Here is an 18,006-nt window from a genome sequence, read left to right on the forward strand (position 1 = left end):
TTGCCGGAACCGTCGCCGTCACCACCGTCTCCGTCCGACGGTTCGGGTTCCGGCTCGGGTTCGAGACACACGACGGCGGTCTGCCCCCGGTACACCACGTCGCGCCGCTCGCGGCTGACCACCTCGCCGGTCTGCGAGTCCTTGAAGACCCGGGTGTCGTTGGTGCTGAACCCGCTGGAACCGCTGCTCGGCACACAGGACTCACTCGCGGGCACCACCTCGGTGGGCGGCGAGGTGAAGTTGTACCGGCCCCCGTTGACCGATTCGACCTCGTACCGTTTGCTGCCCCACAGCTTCACGGTGATGTCGCTGGGAGTCCAGATGGTCTGGATGACGATGCCGTTCGGCGAGTCGTTCTTGAACTTCAGGTCGATGACACTCGAGCCGTCCGGGTTCTGGTACACGGTCGCCTCGCGGCCCACCGGATAGCGGCTGATGTAGTAGCTGTGCTCCTTGTGCTCGATGTCCTTCAGGCCCGCGAAGTAGTACGCGTTGTACAGCGTCGTCGCGAACTGCGAGATGCCCCCGCCGACGGCCCGGCCCGGCTGGCCGCTTGAGATGACGCCCGCCGACACGTACCCCTGCTCGAGGCCGCGCGGCCCGGTGAACTCGTTCAGGCTGAACGTCTCGCCCGGTTCGACGACCGCTCCGTTGACCTCTTTCGCGACCTGCTTGATGTTCAGCCCCGAGTCGTAGGCGAATCCGCCGGTGGTGAACTCGCCGACAACCTCCTCGATCCCGAGGCCCTCGGCTTCCTTCGTGGTCAGTTCGGCGGGCTGCTCGCCGTAGGGGGCGGTCACCGCCCGATCGCCGTCGCCGGTGAGCACCCCGGGCAGCTTCTTCGCCACGGCAGCCCAGTCGACGCCGTAGCCGTCGGTCGAGGGTTCGATCTTCGGCTTACCGCCGGCGAACGTGAACCGCGCGTCCCGGCCGGGATCCTCGGTCGAGGCGAGCTGCGGCCCCGCGACGTCACGCAGGATCTCCTCGTCGATCCCGGCCGCGAGCGACCCGTCGTCACGCACGTCGAACGTCAGTGAGCGGGCGATACCGCGCGGCCGCACCGTGGCGGTGGCTCCTTCGCCCCGAATGGTCACCCGCTCGGACACGGCGGGTTCGGCGAGGTCGGTCACCGCGGTACGCACGGTGCCGGGCGTCGAACGCACCTCAAGGGTCCGCACGGGCAGTGCGACTCCGCCCGGCGCCGCCCAGCGCGCCAGAATCGCCGACCTCGCCCCGCCCGAGTCGAGCTTGCGGCCCTTCACCGGATCGACCGCGACCGGCGTGGTGCCCTCGAAGCGGATCGTCCCCTCGGTGGCCTTCCGGTCGATGTCGTCGCGGAGACGCTCGATCTCCGCGTCGAGCTGGGCCGTGTCCGCGGTCGAGACGAGTCCGACGTCCTCACCGGTGAACAGCGACGCCAGCCGCGTGAACGGGTTCAGGGGCTGGTCCGTGGCGGCGTCGAGCGTGGCCTGCCAGTCGACGGACAGGCCCGCCGACGCCGGGTCGAGCGTGTGCTCCCCGCCTCCGGTGAGCCGGACCGGCGACTCCTCGTCCAGCTCGTCGCGCAACGTGCGCTCGGCCTCCTCGCGGCTCTGCCCGGCCACGTCGACGCCCGCGACCGTGCGACCCCGCGCCACATCTCCCTGGCTGATCAGCAGGTCGAGGCCGTACAGCACCACCAGCACGCCGACCACGACCGCCGAGATCACACCGACCCTGCGCCACGGCACGTCGAACGGCAGCACGCGGCTCGCAGCCGCGTCCTCCGACGTCGTGGTGGCGGAGGTGGTGTCCGCATCGGCGGCGTCCGGCGGCGCGTCTCCGGCGCCGGTGTCCTCCGCGCCGGTGTCCTCGCTGCCGGTGTCCTCGCTGCCGGCCGTATCCGAGGTGTCCGCGCCGTCGGCCTCCGCGGCGCGGAATGCGCCGGTCTCGGGTGTCCGGGCGTCGGCGACGCCGGACTCGGGCTCGCCGGCGGCGTCCCCACCGGTGGACACGGCTGCGGCGGCTCCCGCACCGGCGATGCCGCGGGTTCCGAGCGCGGCGGCGTCGCTCTCCGACGGCCATGCCGGGCTCTCTTCGGGCCACTCCGGTTCGACCGCGCCTCCCGGATCACCGCCGGGCCTCGTGTCGACGGTGCCCAGCTCACCGCTGTGGCCGTCGGGCGTCGCGTCGCCCGCCCCCTGCTCACCGTCGCCATCGGCGGCGGGCGTGTCACCGCCGGTGTCGTTCCCGCCCGTTGCGGTGTCCTCACCCTGAGGATCGGCTGGACGGGGGTCACCGTCCGAAGCGTCGTCGGGATCCACCGCGGGGCCTGCGGCCTCATCGGCATCGGCGGAGTTACCGGACGACGACTCGGCACCCGAGGCCCGATCCGGCACGTCACCGGTTTCGGACGTCGCAGGGTCGGGCGTCACGGAGTCGTCGTCCTGAGCCAAGGCATCCCTCTGAGGCAGTCAGCTGCAGCAATCGCGACAAAATTACCGCAACGCGTGGGGCCCATCGCAGGGACCTCGGCCCGGTCCCGGCCCGTGAGCACCGGCCGTCCCCCTGGCGCCACCCGGGCCGACCGCCGCGGGCGCCACTACTCGTCGTCCTCGTCGTCCTTCTTCTTGTCCTTCTTCTTCTCGCCGCGCTTCTTCTCGTCGTCCTTCTCCGGCTTCTCGCCGCGCTTCCCCTCGCCCTTGCCGCCGAGGTCGTGACTGCTGACCACCTCGTCGGTGTCGATCAGCGGATCGCCGGAATCGGACACCGTCATCCCCAGACTGTGCATCTCGCGGGTGCGCGCACCGTCGGTGGTCGTGAAGTCCAGCCGGACCTGGACCGTTTCGTCGTCGACGGCGCGAGGGCCGCCACTGATCTCGACCTTCTCGACGCCGTCCCAGAACTCCTCGTACTGTTCCTTGCCCTGGGCGTGCAGGGTCGGGCCGAGCGAACCCCACGCGCTGTCCGCGTCGTCCGGCACCAGCGCGTAGTAACGGGCGACGACGGCCTCCAACTCGGCGCGCGACGGCTGCGGCCGCGTACTCGTGGTCGACGGGGTCGACGGCTCGGACGAGGACGGAGCCGGCGCGGACGTGGTCGGCGCCGCATCGGCCTCAGGACCGGAGGCGCCCACCGCGCGTACCAGGATCTCGGACACCAACACGCCGGCGGCGACGGCCGCCACCACCGCGGCCGCGACGATCGCGATCCGCTTGCGGTCCCGCCCGGGGCGTTCCGGCTCCGCAGCGGGGAGCCCGACCCGGGTCGCCGGCCGCTGTTCCGCCGCAGCCACCGTCGTCACCGGGCCCGCCCCGGCCACGGCGGGCATCGGGGCAGTGACCGGCGCGGAAGCGGGCACGGTCGGGGGTTCGAGCTGCGGCGCCGCCCCGGCCGCCACCGCCCGAAGCGCCGCCTCGACCGCCGCCATCGACGGCCGCTGGGCCGGGTCCTGGTGCAGCATCGCCTGGAGCGGACCCGTCAGTGGCCCCGCCTGGCGCGGCGGCGTGGCTGCGGACGTGGCCACCTTGTGCAACAACGCGATCTCGTTGTCCAGCGTGCCGAACGGTGGGCCGCCCTCGACCAGCGAGTACAGCGTCGCGCCGAGCGAAAACACGTCGGAAGCCGGTCCGGGGTCGGCACCGCGGGCTGCCTCCGGGGACAGGTACGCGGGAGTGCCCGCAAACAGGCCGGTACTGGTCAGTGTGACGTCTCCGGCCGCCCGGGAGATACCGAAATCGGTGATTTTCGCCGTGCCGTCGTCGGCGATGAGCACGTTGCCCGGTTTGACGTCCCGGTGCACGACACCGGCGGCGTGGGCGGCCCCGAGCGCCGAGGCCACCTGTGCGCCGAGTCCCGCCACGTCGGCAGGCGCGAGCAGCCGCCCCTCGGCGAGCAGATCGGCCATGCTGCGCGACGGCAGGAACTCCATCACCAGCACCGGCTGGCCGGCGTCCTCGGCGACGTTGTAGACGGTGATCGCGTTCGGATGCTGCAGCCGGGCCGCCATGCGCCCCTCCCGGAACGCGCGTTGCCGCGCGGTCTCGGCCTCGCGCTGATTCAACCCGGGCGGCAGCAGGAGTTGTTTGACCGCCACGGTCCGATCGAGCCGTTCGTCGACCGCCCGCCAGACCACGCCCATCGCACCGGTACCGATCCGGGAGCGCAGACGATAACGCTCCGCGATGAGACGGCCTTCGTCGTCACTCAACGGCGGCTCCTGAAGTTCCGGCGAGCTACGGGGATCTGCATGGTCCGGACAGCGTAGATGGCCCGGCCTCGGCGCACGGCACAACCGCGCAAGCAGGCGCGACATCACACGCTGTGCGTACGGGCCGGCACGCAGCGACGTTCCCCGCCCACGGACGACCGTGAGTCACAAAGCGCCTGAAGATCCACCCGAACGGGTGGATAGACTACGGGGCCATGAGTTGGTTGATGAACACGTGGCGGGAGTCTGCCGCCAGGCGGGAACTCACCGCGCTCACCGACCGGCTCAGCCGGATCGGAGCCGCACCCGCCCTGCTGCCGGTGGGCCGGCTGGCGGCGGTCGATCAGCACGCGGCCGCGATCCGCGACATTCTGACTCTCGGCGCGGGCGGCCTCTCCCAGGCCCAGCTCGCCTACTATGCCCGCGGCGTGCACGACGCGGCCCGCGACGCGGGCTGGACCCCGCCCGCCGACGAGGAGTCCGCCACGGACTGGGTCATCCTCCGACTGGCCGCCGTCTGCCTGCTGGCCACGGTGGGCGCCGCCGCCGGCGCAGAGCTCGACCCGGCCCTGTTCTCCTGACCCGCCCGGTTCCGCCGAGCGAGACTTCCCGCAAGCCGACGTTCGACCGACCGGCTCGTTCAGCCGGCCGTTCCCGCCGTATCCGGGGCCGCACCGGGGTCCGCACCACCCCGGCACATCCGCGGGCCGCACACACGACGGCGGGTACGCCCCCGAAGGTTCTCGGGGCCGCACCCGCCGCGGCGATGGAACTACTCGTGGGCGTTCACCTGGGGTAGTCGCCCGTGTCGGGCCGGGGCTGTTCGGACTGCATGCCCGAGGCGCCCGGTGCCGTCGGAATCGGCCCGGTGGCAGGCTCCTGCTGGGCCGTCGCGGCACCGGACTGGGCGCGCATCGTGTCCTCACGACCGCGCTGGTAGGCCTCGTCCGACCCGGTCGCGGGCAGCTCCGACTCGGCCCTGCCGAGCCAGCGCTCCCACCGTTGCTGCATCGGCCGCACCATGCCGCCGCCGACCCCGACGACGATCACGCCGCCGACGGTCGCGAGTACCGTCACCAACACCGGCATCGTCACCGTGGTGGCCACGCCCATCTGGTTCAGTGCGGCGATCACACCCAGCGCGACGATGAAGACCTGCGCCACCCTGGCCACGAAGTTGCCCCAGCTGAACGCGCCGAGTGCCGCGCTGGCGATGTCCTTCACCGCGTTGCCGATCGCGGCGGCCACCACCACGATCACGATCGCGACCACGGCCATCGGCAGCCAGGCGACCACGTCGGCGAGAAGCGTGCTGACGGGGTTCGGACCGAAGACCGCGAAGGCCATCTGCAGTGCGATCAGCAGGACCGCGTAGTAGACGATCGCTGCGATCAGATCACTCGCGTCGTACTTCGAGCGTTCGAGCGCCCGCTTGATACCACCACGTTCGACCGCGCGATCGAAATGCAGCCGCTCGAGCACCATGTCGACGACCTTGCGCAGCGCCTTCGCCACGATCCAGCCGACGACGAGAATCACCAAGAACACAGCGAGCCTGGGCAGGAAGTTGATCACCGTGTCCAAGACGCTGCGGAACGAATCACCAATGTTCATCGCCGGTACCATCCTTTCCGGGTGGTTGCGGACTACCCGGAAAATGAGGCTCACACGCGCATCGGCGAAGCGCCTTTCGAGATCGACTAATCACCCCGATCGGGTGAGGTCCCAAATTCTTGAACGATTTTCGCGATCTCGGCTATCTCCGCTGGACACACCCTGCAGCATCCACCCACGAATTGCGCCCCGGCGCGAATCCACTCGCTCACCTGCGCGGGGGAAAAGGTCGCCCGCCCGGTCCATTGACGCGCGGTGGCATCCCATCCGTGGCCACTGTTCGGATACGCCACGGCTGGTTTTCCGGTGATCGCACGTGCCACCTCGACGGCATGGACCACCTCGTCGGGCGCGCAGCAGTTCACCCCAACGCCTACCACGCGGTCGTCGCCCGCAGCGACTGCGAACGCCTCCTCGAGCGGCTGCCCGGCCCGCGTGCGGCCACCCGCCACGGTGTACGACAGCCACGCCGGTACGTCCACCGCGTCGAGCGCGGCCAGCAGCGCAGCGGCCTCGTCGACGTCGGGCACGGTCTCCAGCGCGATCAGGTCCGGCCGCGCCTCGGCGAGGGTCTCCATGCGGGGCCGGTGGAACGCCGTCAGCTCGCGCGCGGTCAGCCCGTACCGGCCGCGGTACTCCGACCCGTCGGCCAGGTAGGCACCGTAGGGGCCGACCGAAGCCGCCACCCGTCCACCACCCACACGTTCGGCCGCCTGCCGCGCCAGTTCGACGCTGCGCCGCAGGAGCCGCCGCGTCTCGCTTTCCGGCAGTCCGTGCGCGGCGAACCCCGGCACGCTCGCCTGGTAGCTCGCGGTGATCGCGACGGTCGCTCCCGCCCGGAAGAACGCCTCGTGGGCGGCGACGATCTCGTCGGGCGCATCGGCCAGCATCCGCGCCGACCACAGCGAACCCGACAGGTCGTGCCCGCGCGCTTCGAGCTCCGTCGCCAAGCCGCCGTCCAGCACCACGAGCGGAGCACCGCCCGCGTCACCGGTCTCGTCCATGCGGCCAGACTACTGTGACGCCCGCCGCCGGCGCGGCTTCGCTGCGTGGTTCCCGCCGGTGATCCGCCGCAGCGGGGATCACGTCACGCACCGCATCCGACGGCCTACAGTATGGCGCCGACGGTATTGCCGCCCGCGCGAGTACCCGCCGGCGGGACGACACCCGAGCAGGCCACGGAGGAGGAGCAGCGTGCGCGACGACGACCGGCGCGGCCCGCGACGGGGCGCCGTGGCGGACGAGTCGGCCGGCGGACCCGTGGGCGAGGACCCCGCCGACGGTCACCCGATGGGCGACGGCGCAACGGCCACCGACCCGGCCGACGAAGTCGACTTCTACGACCTGCTCGGCGTCCCCGACGACGCCACCCCGGCACAGCTCAAATCCGCGTTCCGTGCCCGGGCGCGGTCGTGGCATCCCGACGCCGGCGGCGACGCTCACCGGTTCGCCCTGCTGCGCGAGGCCTACGACACGCTCACCGATCCCGTGCTGCGCGCCGCCTACGACGGCACGGACGGCGCCGGCGACGAGGAGGCTGGCGTGTCCGCGGCCGGTGCGACGACGGATCCCGATCCGGTCCCGCCGCCGCGCCGGCCGCGGACGCGCGCCTTCGGGGACGACCCGTCGTTCCGGCCGCCGCGGGTGCGGATCGACCCGGCGAGCATCGCGTGGTGGGACGCCGCGGCCGCGGAGCCGCGCACCCGCTTCTCACCGGGACGTGCGCCCGGGCACGCGGTACCGACCCTCGTACCCGCCGTCACCGTGCTGGTCGCAGCGGCGCTCGCCCTCGCCGGAACACCCGCCCCGGTCCTCGCCACCGGGCTGGCCGCAGCCGTGGCGGCGGCCGGCTCCCTCGGTGTGTACCTCCACCGGAGGCACACGGCACTGCGGGCCGCGCGGGCCGAGGTGCGCGACGTCGTGTTCGGCCGGCCCGGCGCCGACGACGACCAGATCGCCGAGCGCCGCACGGCCGACCTGCTCGAGCGATACCTGACCCGCCTGCCCGGCGCTCGGATCTTCCACGGCGTGGCCTGGCCGGGCTCGGTGTTCGCCGACATCGACCACGCCGTCCTGTGCGGGAGGCGGCTGCTGCTCGTCGAATCCAAACGTTGGCTGCCCGGTCACTACACCGTCGCCGAGGACGACGTGCTGCAGCGCAACGGGCGCAGGTTCGGCGGAGGAGGCAGTCGGCTCGCCGAAGCCCTCGACATGTTCGAAGTTCTCCTTCCCGACATCGAGGTCCGCGGCGCACTGGTGCTGTATCCCAGCCGCGCGGGCACGATCACGGTCGGCCCGACCGGGGGCTTCGGCACCGGCGGGACCGACGTCGCGGTACTGACCCCGCAGCAGTTCGTCCGCGACGCCGGGGCGTGGCTGGCCGACGATCCGTCCACTGTGGATGTCCGAGCCTTCCGCGCGGTGCTCGCCCAGGTCGTGAGCTGATCTCCGGCAGAAGCCATCGCCGGACAGGCACCGCGCCCCCGGCGTCGGCTGCGTCCGTACCTGGGTCGACGCCCCGCCCCGCACCCGACTGTTCCGCCCCGCCGGTGGGTTCCGGCTGCCGTCGGTCTCCCGCACCGGCCTTCCGACTGGTAGCTTCCTAAGCGCACGCTTACTCGATGAGGAGGTCCTTCGTGTCGGTGGACAAACCTGTTCCGGAGTCACCGTCCCGTGTCGCGGTCGTGACCGGCGCGGGCCGCGGTATCGGAGCCGCGGTCGCCCGGCGGCTCGCCGAGGACGGCTTCGCGGTCGGCCTGATCGATCTCGACGAAGCCGGCGCCAAGGCGGGCGCGGACGCGATCACCGCTGCGGGCGGCAAGGCGGTCGGCCTGGCCGCCGACATCAGCGACGCGGAGGAGGTGGACCGGGTCGTCGCCGAGGTGGCCGACACGCTCGGGCCGCCGACCGTGCTGGTGAACAACGCCGGCATCACGCGGGACAACCTGCTGTTCAAGATGTCCGAGTCCGACTGGGACTCGGTCATGGGCGTGCACCTGCGCGGCGCGTTCCTGATGTCCCGCGCGGTGCAGAAACACATGACCGACCAGGGCTGGGGCCGGATCGTCAGCCTGTCGAGCACGTCCGCGCTCGGCAACCGCGGCCAGGCGAACTACTCGACGGCGAAGGCCGGACTGCAGGGCTTCACCAAGACACTGGCCGTCGAACTCGGCAAGTTCGGCGTCACCGCCAACGCCATCGCACCCGGCTTCATCGCGACGGATATGACCGCGGCGACGGCCGAGCGGCTGGGCATGGGCTTCGAGGACTTCAAGGCCGCCGCGGCGAAGGAGATCCCGGTGCGCCGGGTCGGTGCGCCGGAGGACATCGCCCACACCGTGTCGTTCCTCGTCAGCGACGGCGCCGGGTTCGTATCCGGTCAGGTGATCTACGTCGCGGGAGGGCCGAAGGCATGAGCACACCCGAGTCCTCCGAGCCGGAACCGGCCAGGGTCTTCGACGACCTGGACAGTTTCACCGCCGCCGTCGGCGAGCACCTCGGACACAGCGCGTGGCACACCGTCACGCAGGAACAGGTCGATCTGTTCGCCGACGCGACGCTCGACCACCAGTGGATCCACGTCGACCCCGAGCGCGCCGCAACGGGACCGTTCGGCGGGCCGATCGCCCACGGGTTCCTCACGCTCTCGCTCGTCCCCCGGCTCGCCAAGGACATCTACCGCGTCGACGGACTGAGCATGGGCATCAACTACGGCCTCAACAAGGTGCGCTTCCCACAGCCGGTGAAGGTCGGCCAGCGGATCAGGGCGAGCGCCGAGCTCGCCGAGGCCACCCCCGCCAAACAGGGCACGCAAGCCATCGTGCGGTGGACCATCGAGATCGACGGCGAAGCGAAACCAGCCTGTATCGCCGAGATGGTCACCGTCCTGGTGCCGTGATGCGCCGGGGGTGTCCGGAGGGCCGGACACCCCCGGACCGACACCGCACCGCTCATGACAAGGAGGTCGGATGAGCGACGCAGATCCCCCCGGCGTGGACCTGGCGCGGCTGCGCACCTATCTGGACCGGGAGCTGCCCGGTGCCGTCACCGGTCCACTGACGGCACGGCTGATCGAGGGCGGCCGGTCGAATCTCACCTACATTCTCGACGACGGCGCCCGCCGGTTGGTGCTCCGGCGTCCTCCGCTGGGTCACGTCCTGCCGACGGCGCACGACATGGGACGGGAGTACCGCGTCATCAGCGGGCTGAGCGGGACCGCCGTGCCGGTCCCCCGCGCCCGCACGTTGTGCACCGACGACGACGTGCTCGGCGCGCAGTTCTACGTCATGGACTTCGTCGACGGCTCTCCCCTGCGCACCGCGGAACAGCTGCGGCCGCGGGGTGAGGAACGGACGAGGGCGATCGTGGACCGGTTGGTCCGCACCCTGGTGGAGCTGCACGCCGTCGATCCGCACGAGGTCGGGCTCGGCGATTTCGGCAAACCGGACGGGTTCCTGGAACGCCAGCTCCGGCGCTGGTCGAAGCAGCTCGCCGCGTCCCGCAGTCGTGATGTGCCCGGTATCGACGAACTCCACGAACGGCTCGCGGCGCGCATCCCCGTCTCGCCCGCACCGTCGATCCTGCACGGCGACTACCGCCTGGACAACGTGCTCGTCGGCGCCGACGACCGCATCAACGCGGTCCTCGACTGGGAGATGTCGACGCTCGGTGACCCGCTCACCGATCTGGCGCTGCTCCTGGCGTACTCGCAACTGCACACCCTGGACCTGGACACCGTCAGCGACGTCGGCGCCGCGCCGGGACACCCGTCGCCGGACGAGCTCGCCGACGCCTACGCCCGCGCCTCCGGGCGCGACGTGTCCGCACTCGGCTGGTACCTCGGATTCGCACTGTTCAAGCTCGCCGTGATTCTCGAGGGCATCTACTACCGCTACAGCCACGGGCAGACGGTCGGTGAAGGGTTCGACCGCATCGGGGCGGGCGTCGCCCCGCTCGTCGCGCTCGGCAACTCCGCACTGAAGGAGAACTGATGGATTTCGCCCTCGACAGCACCACGGAGGAGTTCGCGGGGCGACTCCGCGAGTTCATGGACTCCCACGTGTACCCGGCCGAGCCGGTGTTGCACGAGCAGCTCGCCGAGCGCAGCGACCCGTGGTCGGTTCCGCCCGTCGTCGAGGAACTCAAGGCCGAGGCGCGCAAGCGCGGGCTGTGGAACTTCTTCCTCCCCGGTCCCGACGGCGGCGGGCTGACCAATCTGCAGTACGCGCCGCTCGCGGAGATCACCGGTCGCAGTCCCGAACTGGCGCCGGCCGCACTGAACTGTGCGGCGCCGGACACGGGCAACATGGAAGTGCTGCACATGTTCGGTTCCGCCGAGCAACAGCGCGCATGGCTGGAACCGCTGCTGGACGGGGCCATCCGCTCGGCCTTCGCGATGACCGAGCCGGAGGTCGCCTCGTCCGACGCCCGCAACATCTCGACCCGTATCGAGCGGGACGGCGACACCTACGTCCTCAACGGACGGAAATGGTTCATCTCCGGAGCCATGAACCCGAACTGCCGCATCTTCATCGTGATGGGCAAGACCGACCCCGACGCCGAACCACACCGGCAGCAGAGCATGGTCCTGGTGCCCCGTGACACGCCGGGGCTGCACGTCAAGCGCGGCATGCAGGTGTTCGGCTACGACGACAGCTCCGGGGGCGGACACGCCGAGGTCGTCTTCGACGACGTGCGCGTTCCCGCCGAGAACCTCATCGGCGAGGAGGGCGGTGGTTTCGCCATCGCGCAGGCCCGGCTGGGGCCGGGCCGCATCCACCACTGCATGCGGCTGCTGGGCATGGCCGAGCGGGCGCTCGAGCTGATGTGCACCCGCGCCGTCAGCCGGGAGGCGTTCGGCACTCCGCTGGCCAAGCAGGGGGTCGTGCACGAGTGGATCGCCGAGTCCCGCGTGACCATCGAATCGTTGCGGTTGCTGGTGCTGAAGACGGCGTGGCTCATGGACACCGCGGGCAACAAGGGCGCCCACACGGAGATCCAGGCCATCAAGATCGCTACCCCGCAGGCCGTCGAGTCCATTCTGGACAAGGCGATCCAGCTCCACGGTGCCGGCGGCGTGAGCCAGGACTTTCCGCTGGCGGCACTGTGGGCCTCGGCACGCACGCTGCGTCTGGCCGACGGCCCCGACGAAGTCCACAAGCGCTCCCTCGCCCGCCGAGAACTGAAGAGGTACCAGTCATGACGACCTCCGAGAAGAGCCTCGACGCCGAGGCCTTGCGCGCCCGCGTCGCCGACGTGCTGGCCGCGCACGATCCCGCCACCACCGATCGGCTCGCATTCCTGCGGGCGCGGTTCGACGCCGGACTGGCGTGGGTGCACTTCCCCGTCGGCCTCGGCGGGCTGGACGCCCCTCGGGAACTGCAGTCGGTCGTGGACGCCGAGTTCGCCGCCGCCGGTGCACCGGACAACAATCCGCGCCGCATCGGCATCGGCCTCGGCATGGCCGCACCGACCATCCTCAAGTTCGGCAGCGAGGAACTGAAGCAGCGGCTGCTCCGTCCGCTGTGGACCGGCGAGGAGGTGTGGTGCCAGCTGTTCTCCGAACCGGGGGCGGGTTCCGATCTGGCCGCGCTCGCCACTCGCGCGGTGCGGGACGAGGACGGGTGGATCGTCAACGGGCAGAAGGTGTGGACCTCGAGTGCGCACACGGCACAGTGGGCCATTCTCGTCACCCGCACCGATCCGGACGTGCCGAAGCACCGGGGTATGACGTACTTCGTGCTGGACATGACCCAGCCGGGCGTCGAGGTGCGGCCGCTGCGGCAGATCACCGGCGAGGCCGAGTTCAACGAGGTGTTCCTGACCGACGCGCGCATCCCGGACGCGCAGCGTCTCGGCGAGGTCGGCGCGGGCTGGCAGGTCGCGCAGACCACGCTGATGAACGAACGCGTCGCGATCGGCGGCAACGCCCAGCCGCGGGAGGGCGGCATGGTCGGCAAGGTCGCCGAGACCTGGCGCGACCGGCCCGAGCTGCGCACCCCGGAACTGCGCGACCGCCTCGTGAAGCTGTGGGCCGAGGCGGAGGCGTTCCGGCTCGCCGGCAGCAGGCTGCGGCAGCAGCTCGCCGTCGGCCAGCCCGGGCCGGAGGGCTCCGGCATGAAGCTGGCGTTCGCGACCGTGGCACAGCAACTCGCCGCGCTGGAACTGGAGATCCTCGATGAGGACGCGTTGCGCTACGACGAGTGGTCCATGCGCAGGCCCGAGCTCGTCGACTTCACCGGCCGCGACGCGGGCTACCGATATCTGCGCAGCAAGGGCAATTCGATCGAGGGCGGCACCTCCGAGGTGCTGCGCAACATCATCGCCGAGCGGGTGCTGGGCCTGCCCTCGGAACCGCGCACCGACAAGGATGTCGCCTGGAAGGACCTGCCTCGATGACCACTGCGGACCTGCTCTACTCGGACGTCGAGACCGATCTGCGTGCGAGCGTGCGCGACCTGCTCAACGACCGCTGCGAGCCCGCCTCGCTGCTCGCCAGGGTGGAGAGCGACGAGCCGTACGACCTGGAGCTGTGGCACACCCTCGCCAGGGAGCTCGGCGCCGCGGGGCTCGCGGTACCGGAGGAGCTCGGCGGGCAGGGCGCGTCGACGCGCGAGGTGGCACTCGTGCTGGAGGAGCTCGGCCGGTCGGTGGCGCCGGTGCCGTTCCTCGGCAGCGCCGTACTCGCCACGTCGGCGCTGCTGGCCTGTGACACGGCGTCCGCCGAGGTCGCGGACCTGGTGCGCAAGCTCGCCTCTGGCACGTCGACCGGCGCACTCGCAGTACCGCTGTCGACGATGGCCGACGCCGAATTCCCCACCGCCGTCACGGCCGCCGCCGACGGCACGCTCAGCGGCACCGTCCGATCCGTCGCCGACGGCACGGCCGCGGACGTGTTCGTCGTCCCGGCGACCGGGCCGGACGGTCCCGGCCTGTACGCGGTCGAGGCCACTGCCGCCGAGGTCTCGGCTCCGGTGTCGTTCGACTTGACGCGCCCGATCGCCGACGTCACGTTTGGGGGTGCCGCTGCGACCCGACTGGCGGGATCGGACCGCGCGCCCGGCGCGGTGACCGGAGCACTGAGCACCGGTGCCGGACTGCTCGCATCGGAACAGCTCGGCCTCGCCCAGTGGTGCCTCGACGAGACCGTGGAGTACCTGAAAGGCCGGTACCAGTTCGGCAGGCCGGTGGGCTCGTTCCAGGCTCTCAAACACCGGCTGGCCGACCTGTGGCTCGAACTCGTCGGCGCGCGGGCGGCCGCGCGCTACGCCGCCGACACCCTGGCCCGCGGGGACGCCGACGCACCCGTCGCGGTGGCGATGGCCCAGTCCTACTGCGCCGAGACGGCCGTCCATGCCGCTGAGGAGTGCATCCAGTTGCACGGCGGGATCGGTATGACGTGGGAGCACCCGGCCCACCTGTACCTCAAGCGGGCCAAGGCGAGTCAGGTCGCCTTCGGAGCCCCGGGCAGACACCGGGCAGCACTGGGCGATCTCGTGGACCTGCCCGGCTGATCCGGTTTGCCGCCGCGGGTGGAGACGCTCCGGGAGGTGGGGCGTCTCCACCCGCTCGTCCGGGGCGTCAGCGGGTTTCCTCGACCAACCAGGACAGATAGTCCGCGTGGCCGCCCACGACGGGCGTGACGATCACCTCGGGCACGTCGTAGGTGTGCCGCTCGGTCAGCAGCGCCACGAGACTCTCCGCCCGGTCCCCCGCCGTCTTGACCTCGACACGCCACTCCGCGTCGGTCTCGATGGCGCCCTCCCAGCGGTACACGCTGGTGATGGGGCCGACGACCTGCGCGCAGGCACCGAGCCGCGCCTCGACGGCCGCGGCGGCCAGTCCCCTGGCTGCCTCCTCGGAGTCGGTGGTGGTCACGACGACGACGTGTTCACGAGTCATGGCGCCCACCCTAGGACGCCGTGGGCGGTGGCAGCGGGACCGCTCCCCGGCCCCGCTGCCAACCCCCCACGACCCCCTACCCGAGCGAACCGGCCGGCGGGAACGCCGCCGGTGCCGGACGTGCGGCCGCGGCTCGCACCACGGATCCGGTCACGGCGCCGTGCCGCCGACCGCGTCCTCGATCCGCCGTTGCAGCTTGTTCATCCCACCGAGCCAGCGGTCGGTGTCGGTGGCACGTCTGGCGTAGTACTCGGCGACCTCGGGATGCGGCAGGATCAGGAACCGCCCGTCCCGCAGCCCCGCCATGACGGCCGCCGCGACGTCCTCGGGCTCGATGGCGTCGGCGCCGAGCAGTGCCTGCCCCGCCGCACCAGCGTCCTCCAACAGCGCCGTCCGCACCCCTTGCGGGCACACGACCTGTGCCCCGATGCCCCGGTGCCGGTAGGTGGCCACGAGCCATTCCGCGAAGGCGACCGCACCGTGTTTGGTGACCGAGTACGGCGCTGACCCGAGGTTCGTGAGCAGCCCCGCAGCCGAGGCCGTGACGAGCAGGTGGCCGCTGCCGCGCTCGAGCCAGTGCGGCACCAGCTCTCTGGCTGCCCGCACGTGCGCCATCACGTTGACCTCCCACGAACGGGCCCACGCCTCTTCCGGCGCCTCGGGCCCGCCGTGTTCGGCGACGCCTGCGTTCGCGCAGTACAGATCGACCTCGCCCAGCTCCTCGCGGGCACGCGCGACGAGGGCGCGGACGCCGTCCTCACTCGCGGCGTCGCCCGCGACGGCCACCGCCCCGAGGTCGTGAGCGACCGATTCGACGGCCGCACCGTCCCTGTCGGCCAGCACGAGGCGAGCCCCCTCGGCGGCGAAGGTCCGCGCGAGGGCGGCACCGATGCCCCGGCCAGCGCCGGTGATCACGACGCCTGCGCCGGCCAGTTCCACACTCACAGGCCACCGCCGAGCGTGACGCCGCCGTCCAGCACGAGTGTCTGGCCGGTCAGCCAGGCGGCCTGCTCGGACAGCAGGAACGTCACCGCGCCCGCGATGTCCGAGGGCATGCCCAGCCGCTTCAGCGGATACGACGAGGCGATCTCGGCCTCCCTGCCCTCGTAGAGCTGAGTGGCGAACTGCGTCTTCACGATCGCGGGCGCCACGCAGTTGACGCGGATCTGCGGGCCCAGTTCCTCGGCGAGTTCCGAGGTCGCGCGGATGACCGCGGCCTTGCTCACGCCGTACATGCCGATGCCGGGCGAGGTCCGGATGCCGGCGACGGAGGCGACGTTGACGATGGCGCCACCGTGCTCGCCCATCCATGCGTCGCGCACCGCCCGTGTCCATGCCAACGGCGCGAGGACGTTGACCTGGAAGATCTTCGCGGCGGCCTGCTCGTCGCAGTCCAGCAGCGAGCCGAAGTGCGGATTGATACCCGTGTTGTTGACCAGGTAGTCGATGCGCCCGAACTTCTCCATGGTTCGGGAGACGGCCTCCTGCCGGTGTTCGGCGTCGTCGGCCCTGCCGGCCACGCCGAGTGCCACATCGTCGCCACCGAGCTGGGTCACCGCCTCGGCCAGCGGATCGGGTTTGCGCGCGGTGATACACACCTTCGCGCCGCGACGCACCAGATCCTGCGCGATCCCGAAGCCGATTCCCCTACTCGCGCCCGTCACCACGGCGACGGTGCCGGTGAGATCGCCCGGCCCTGCGGTGCTCGTCATGTCGTCGTACTCCAATCCGCGCTGAGCGCTCGCTTACACTGCTGACATGTCTGGGATCTCGTCCGCCGGTCCGCAACCGGCCGACCTGTGGCCGGAGGTGCAGCCCGATGCTGCGCGGCGGCTGATGCTCGCCGGTGTCGAGTCGTTCGCACGACGCGGATACCACGCCACCACGACGCGGGACATCGCGGCGACGGCGGGGATGAGCCCCGCGGCGCTGTACGTCCACTTCCCGTCGAAGGCGGCGCTGCTGTTCGCGATCAGCCGCAGCGGCCACGAGCAGGTGCTGACCCTCGCGCAGCAGGCGGTCGACGAGGCGGCCGACCCCGCCACGGCCGTCCGCGACCTCGTCGAGCGATTCACGGCCTGGCACGCCAGGCGGCACACGATCGCGCGCGTGGTGCAGTACGAGCTGGAGGCGCTGCCGGAGCAGCAGTACGGCGTCGTGGCGAGCCTGCGCAAGGACATCGAACGGCTGGTGCGCGACGTGGTGGAACGCGGCTGCGCCGACGGACTGTTCACCGTCGGCGACGCCGGTACGGCGGCCCGGGCGGTGCTCTCGCTCGGCGTGGACGTCGCGCGCTGGTACACCGACCGGTCGCGGCTCACCCCGGAGGAACTCGGCAGCGAGTACGGAGACCTCGTCCTGCGCATGCTCGGTGCGGCGACCACGCCAGGGTCGTGACCACGATGGCCGACGGCACGGGCCAAGGTCACGACCGATCACCTCCGGCTTCCGCGACATCGCTGTCCTCGCGAAACCCATCCTAAGCAACCGCTCACCTGATGCACCAGGGCCGGCCGGCACCCGATCGGCACGCGGGAGTATCCGCGCACTCGTCCCGCCCGGCCCGAACGCTCGCCTCTCTCGTCCGAAATAGACACACCCGGCCCACCGACACACCGAGGAGCACCCCATGACCTCGCCGACCGCGCCACTGCCCGACCCGCACACGCTGCTCGCCCCGGCGAAGGCCGAGGCCCGTGCCGGCGCGGAGGAGGGCGGGGTGCCGATCGGTGCCGCCCTGTTCGACCTCGACGGCACGCTGCTCGGCCGCGGCCGCAACCGCCGGGTCCAGGACGACGATCCGATCATGCACGCCGAGACCGCGGCGTTCCGGAACGCGGGCAGGCGGCCCCATTACCGCGACACGGTCATGGTCACCACGCTCTCGCCGTGCTGGTACTGCAGCGGGCTCGTCCGCCAGTTCGGCATCGGCCGGCTCGTCATCGGCGAGGCCACCACGTTCTCAGGTGGTCACGACTGGCTCGCCGAGGCAGGTGTGGATGTCACGATCCTCGACGACGCCGACTGCACCGCCCTCATGGAGACGTTCATCCGCGAACGGCCCGCCCTGTGGTTCGAGGACATCGGCACACCGGCCGACGAGCACTGACACGCCACCCGCGCAGTGAGGTGGCGCACCCGAGGGGAGAGCCGGACCGCAGCGTCACGCCCAGGGACTCGAACCGGCACGGGACGCCCTGGCCGATTTCCGCCTGCTGCTGGACCCGGACGTCGCGTTCGTCCAGGTCCGCGCCGTCGAGTACGGCTGCTTCCTGGTCGAGGTTCGCCGGGCCTGAACCGCG

18 protein-coding genes are annotated in these 18,006 nt (G+C 71.5%); 11 read left to right on the forward strand and 7 right to left on the reverse strand.

Annotated elements, in window-relative coordinates:
* Together FB384_RS25065 and FB384_RS25070 are read right to left on the reverse strand one after the other, a co-directional pair.
* The coding region (locus FB384_RS25065) for a VanW family protein (protein ID WP_228726686.1) at nucleotides 1-2,435 on the reverse strand (2,435 nt) is incomplete at its 3' end.
* Nucleotides 2,436-2,581: 146 nt separating this feature from the next.
* A complete protein-coding gene (locus tag FB384_RS25070) occupies nucleotides 2,582-4,189 on the reverse strand; it encodes a serine/threonine-protein kinase (protein ID WP_183787320.1) in 1,608 nt (535 codons plus the stop codon).
* A gap of 215 nt (nucleotides 4,190-4,404) precedes the next feature.
* On the opposite strand from FB384_RS25070, the gene FB384_RS25075 reads away from it, so the two are divergent.
* Nucleotides 4,405-4,770, forward strand: coding sequence for a DUF6401 family natural product biosynthesis protein (locus FB384_RS25075; protein ID WP_183787321.1), 366 nt, complete (start codon nucleotides 4,405-4,407; stop codon nucleotides 4,768-4,770).
* 205 nt (nucleotides 4,771-4,975) lie between these two features.
* Here the strand turns inward: FB384_RS25075 and FB384_RS25080 are convergent, their stop codons facing one another.
* Nucleotides 4,976-5,803, reverse strand: a complete 828-nt coding sequence (locus tag FB384_RS25080) for a mechanosensitive ion channel family protein (protein ID WP_183787322.1) — start codon at nucleotides 5,801-5,803, stop codon at nucleotides 4,976-4,978.
* A gap of 86 nt (nucleotides 5,804-5,889) precedes the next feature.
* Nucleotides 5,890-6,807, reverse strand: a complete 918-nt coding sequence (mmuM, locus tag FB384_RS25085) for a homocysteine S-methyltransferase (RefSeq protein WP_183787323.1) — start codon at nucleotides 6,805-6,807, stop codon at nucleotides 5,890-5,892.
* 190 nt (nucleotides 6,808-6,997) lie between these two features.
* Between mmuM and FB384_RS25090 the strand changes: the two genes are divergently transcribed.
* From FB384_RS25090 to FB384_RS25120, 7 genes are all read left to right on the forward strand, one after another.
* The gene (locus FB384_RS25090; RefSeq protein WP_323985431.1) at nucleotides 6,998-8,248 is read left to right on the forward strand and encodes a DnaJ domain-containing protein; all 1,251 of its coding nucleotides are present in this window, start codon (nucleotides 6,998-7,000) and stop codon (nucleotides 8,246-8,248) included.
* 176 nt (nucleotides 8,249-8,424) lie between these two features.
* Complete coding sequence (gene fabG, locus FB384_RS25095; protein ID WP_183787324.1) at nucleotides 8,425-9,219, forward strand: 3-oxoacyl-ACP reductase FabG; 795 nt, start codon at nucleotides 8,425-8,427, stop codon at nucleotides 9,217-9,219.
* Nucleotides 9,216-9,701, forward strand: a complete 486-nt coding sequence (locus FB384_RS25100) for a MaoC family dehydratase (protein WP_183787325.1) — start codon at nucleotides 9,216-9,218, stop codon at nucleotides 9,699-9,701. Before fabG ends, FB384_RS25100 begins: the two co-directional genes overlap by 4 nt.
* Before the next feature lie 70 nt (nucleotides 9,702-9,771).
* Nucleotides 9,772-10,794, forward strand: a complete 1,023-nt coding sequence (locus tag FB384_RS25105; RefSeq protein WP_183787326.1) for a phosphotransferase family protein — start codon at nucleotides 9,772-9,774, stop codon at nucleotides 10,792-10,794.
* Nucleotides 10,794-12,005, forward strand: a complete 1,212-nt coding sequence (locus tag FB384_RS25110; protein ID WP_183787327.1) for an acyl-CoA dehydrogenase family protein — start codon at nucleotides 10,794-10,796, stop codon at nucleotides 12,003-12,005. The genes FB384_RS25105 and FB384_RS25110 overlap by 1 nt, the downstream gene beginning before the upstream one ends.
* Nucleotides 12,002-13,201 carry an acyl-CoA dehydrogenase family protein gene (locus FB384_RS25115; RefSeq protein WP_183787328.1) on the forward strand — a complete coding sequence of 400 codons (1,200 nt, stop codon included), beginning with the start codon at nucleotides 12,002-12,004 and terminating at the stop codon, nucleotides 13,199-13,201. The genes FB384_RS25110 and FB384_RS25115 overlap by 4 nt, the downstream gene beginning before the upstream one ends.
* Nucleotides 13,198-14,316, forward strand: coding sequence for an acyl-CoA dehydrogenase family protein (locus tag FB384_RS25120; protein ID WP_183787329.1), 1,119 nt, complete (start codon nucleotides 13,198-13,200; stop codon nucleotides 14,314-14,316). Before FB384_RS25115 ends, FB384_RS25120 begins: the two co-directional genes overlap by 4 nt.
* 67 nt (nucleotides 14,317-14,383) lie before the next feature.
* On the opposite strand, the gene cutA is transcribed toward FB384_RS25120, so the two are convergent.
* The 3 genes from cutA to FB384_RS25135 all read right to left on the reverse strand — a co-directional run bounded on the left by cutA (nucleotide 14,384) and on the right by FB384_RS25135 (nucleotide 16,416).
* A complete protein-coding gene (gene cutA / locus FB384_RS25125) occupies nucleotides 14,384-14,704 on the reverse strand; it encodes a divalent-cation tolerance protein CutA (protein ID WP_183787330.1) in 321 nt (106 codons plus the stop codon).
* Nucleotides 14,705-14,854: 150 nt separating this feature from the next.
* Nucleotides 14,855-15,649, reverse strand: coding sequence for an SDR family oxidoreductase (locus FB384_RS25130; protein WP_183787331.1), 795 nt, complete (start codon nucleotides 15,647-15,649; stop codon nucleotides 14,855-14,857).
* The gene (locus FB384_RS25135) at nucleotides 15,646-16,416 is read right to left on the reverse strand and encodes an SDR family oxidoreductase (RefSeq protein WP_183787332.1); all 771 of its coding nucleotides are present in this window, start codon (nucleotides 16,414-16,416) and stop codon (nucleotides 15,646-15,648) included. Before FB384_RS25135 ends, FB384_RS25130 begins: the two co-directional genes overlap by 4 nt.
* Before the next feature lie 46 nt (nucleotides 16,417-16,462).
* On the opposite strand from FB384_RS25135, the gene FB384_RS25140 reads away from it, so the two are divergent.
* The 3 genes from FB384_RS25140 (at nucleotide 16,463) to FB384_RS27575 (ending at nucleotide 18,000) form a co-directional block, all read left to right on the forward strand.
* Entirely contained in the window at nucleotides 16,463-17,101 is a 639-nt protein-coding gene (locus tag FB384_RS25140) for a TetR/AcrR family transcriptional regulator (RefSeq protein WP_183787333.1), read from the forward strand.
* Nucleotides 17,102-17,333: 232 nt separating this feature from the next.
* Nucleotides 17,334-17,813, forward strand: coding sequence for a nucleoside deaminase (locus FB384_RS25145; protein WP_183787334.1), 480 nt, complete (start codon nucleotides 17,334-17,336; stop codon nucleotides 17,811-17,813).
* Nucleotides 17,814-17,922: 109 nt separating this feature from the next.
* A complete protein-coding gene (locus tag FB384_RS27575; RefSeq protein ID WP_407676113.1) occupies nucleotides 17,923-18,000 on the forward strand; it encodes a DUF1203 domain-containing protein in 78 nt (25 codons plus the stop codon).
* The last annotated feature ends 6 nt before the right edge of the window (nucleotides 18,001-18,006 follow it).

Origin of the sequence: Prauserella sediminis, from assembly GCF_014195435.1 — a bacterium.
In the GTDB taxonomy this organism is placed as follows: domain Bacteria; phylum Actinomycetota; class Actinomycetes; order Mycobacteriales; family Pseudonocardiaceae; genus Prauserella; species Prauserella salsuginis.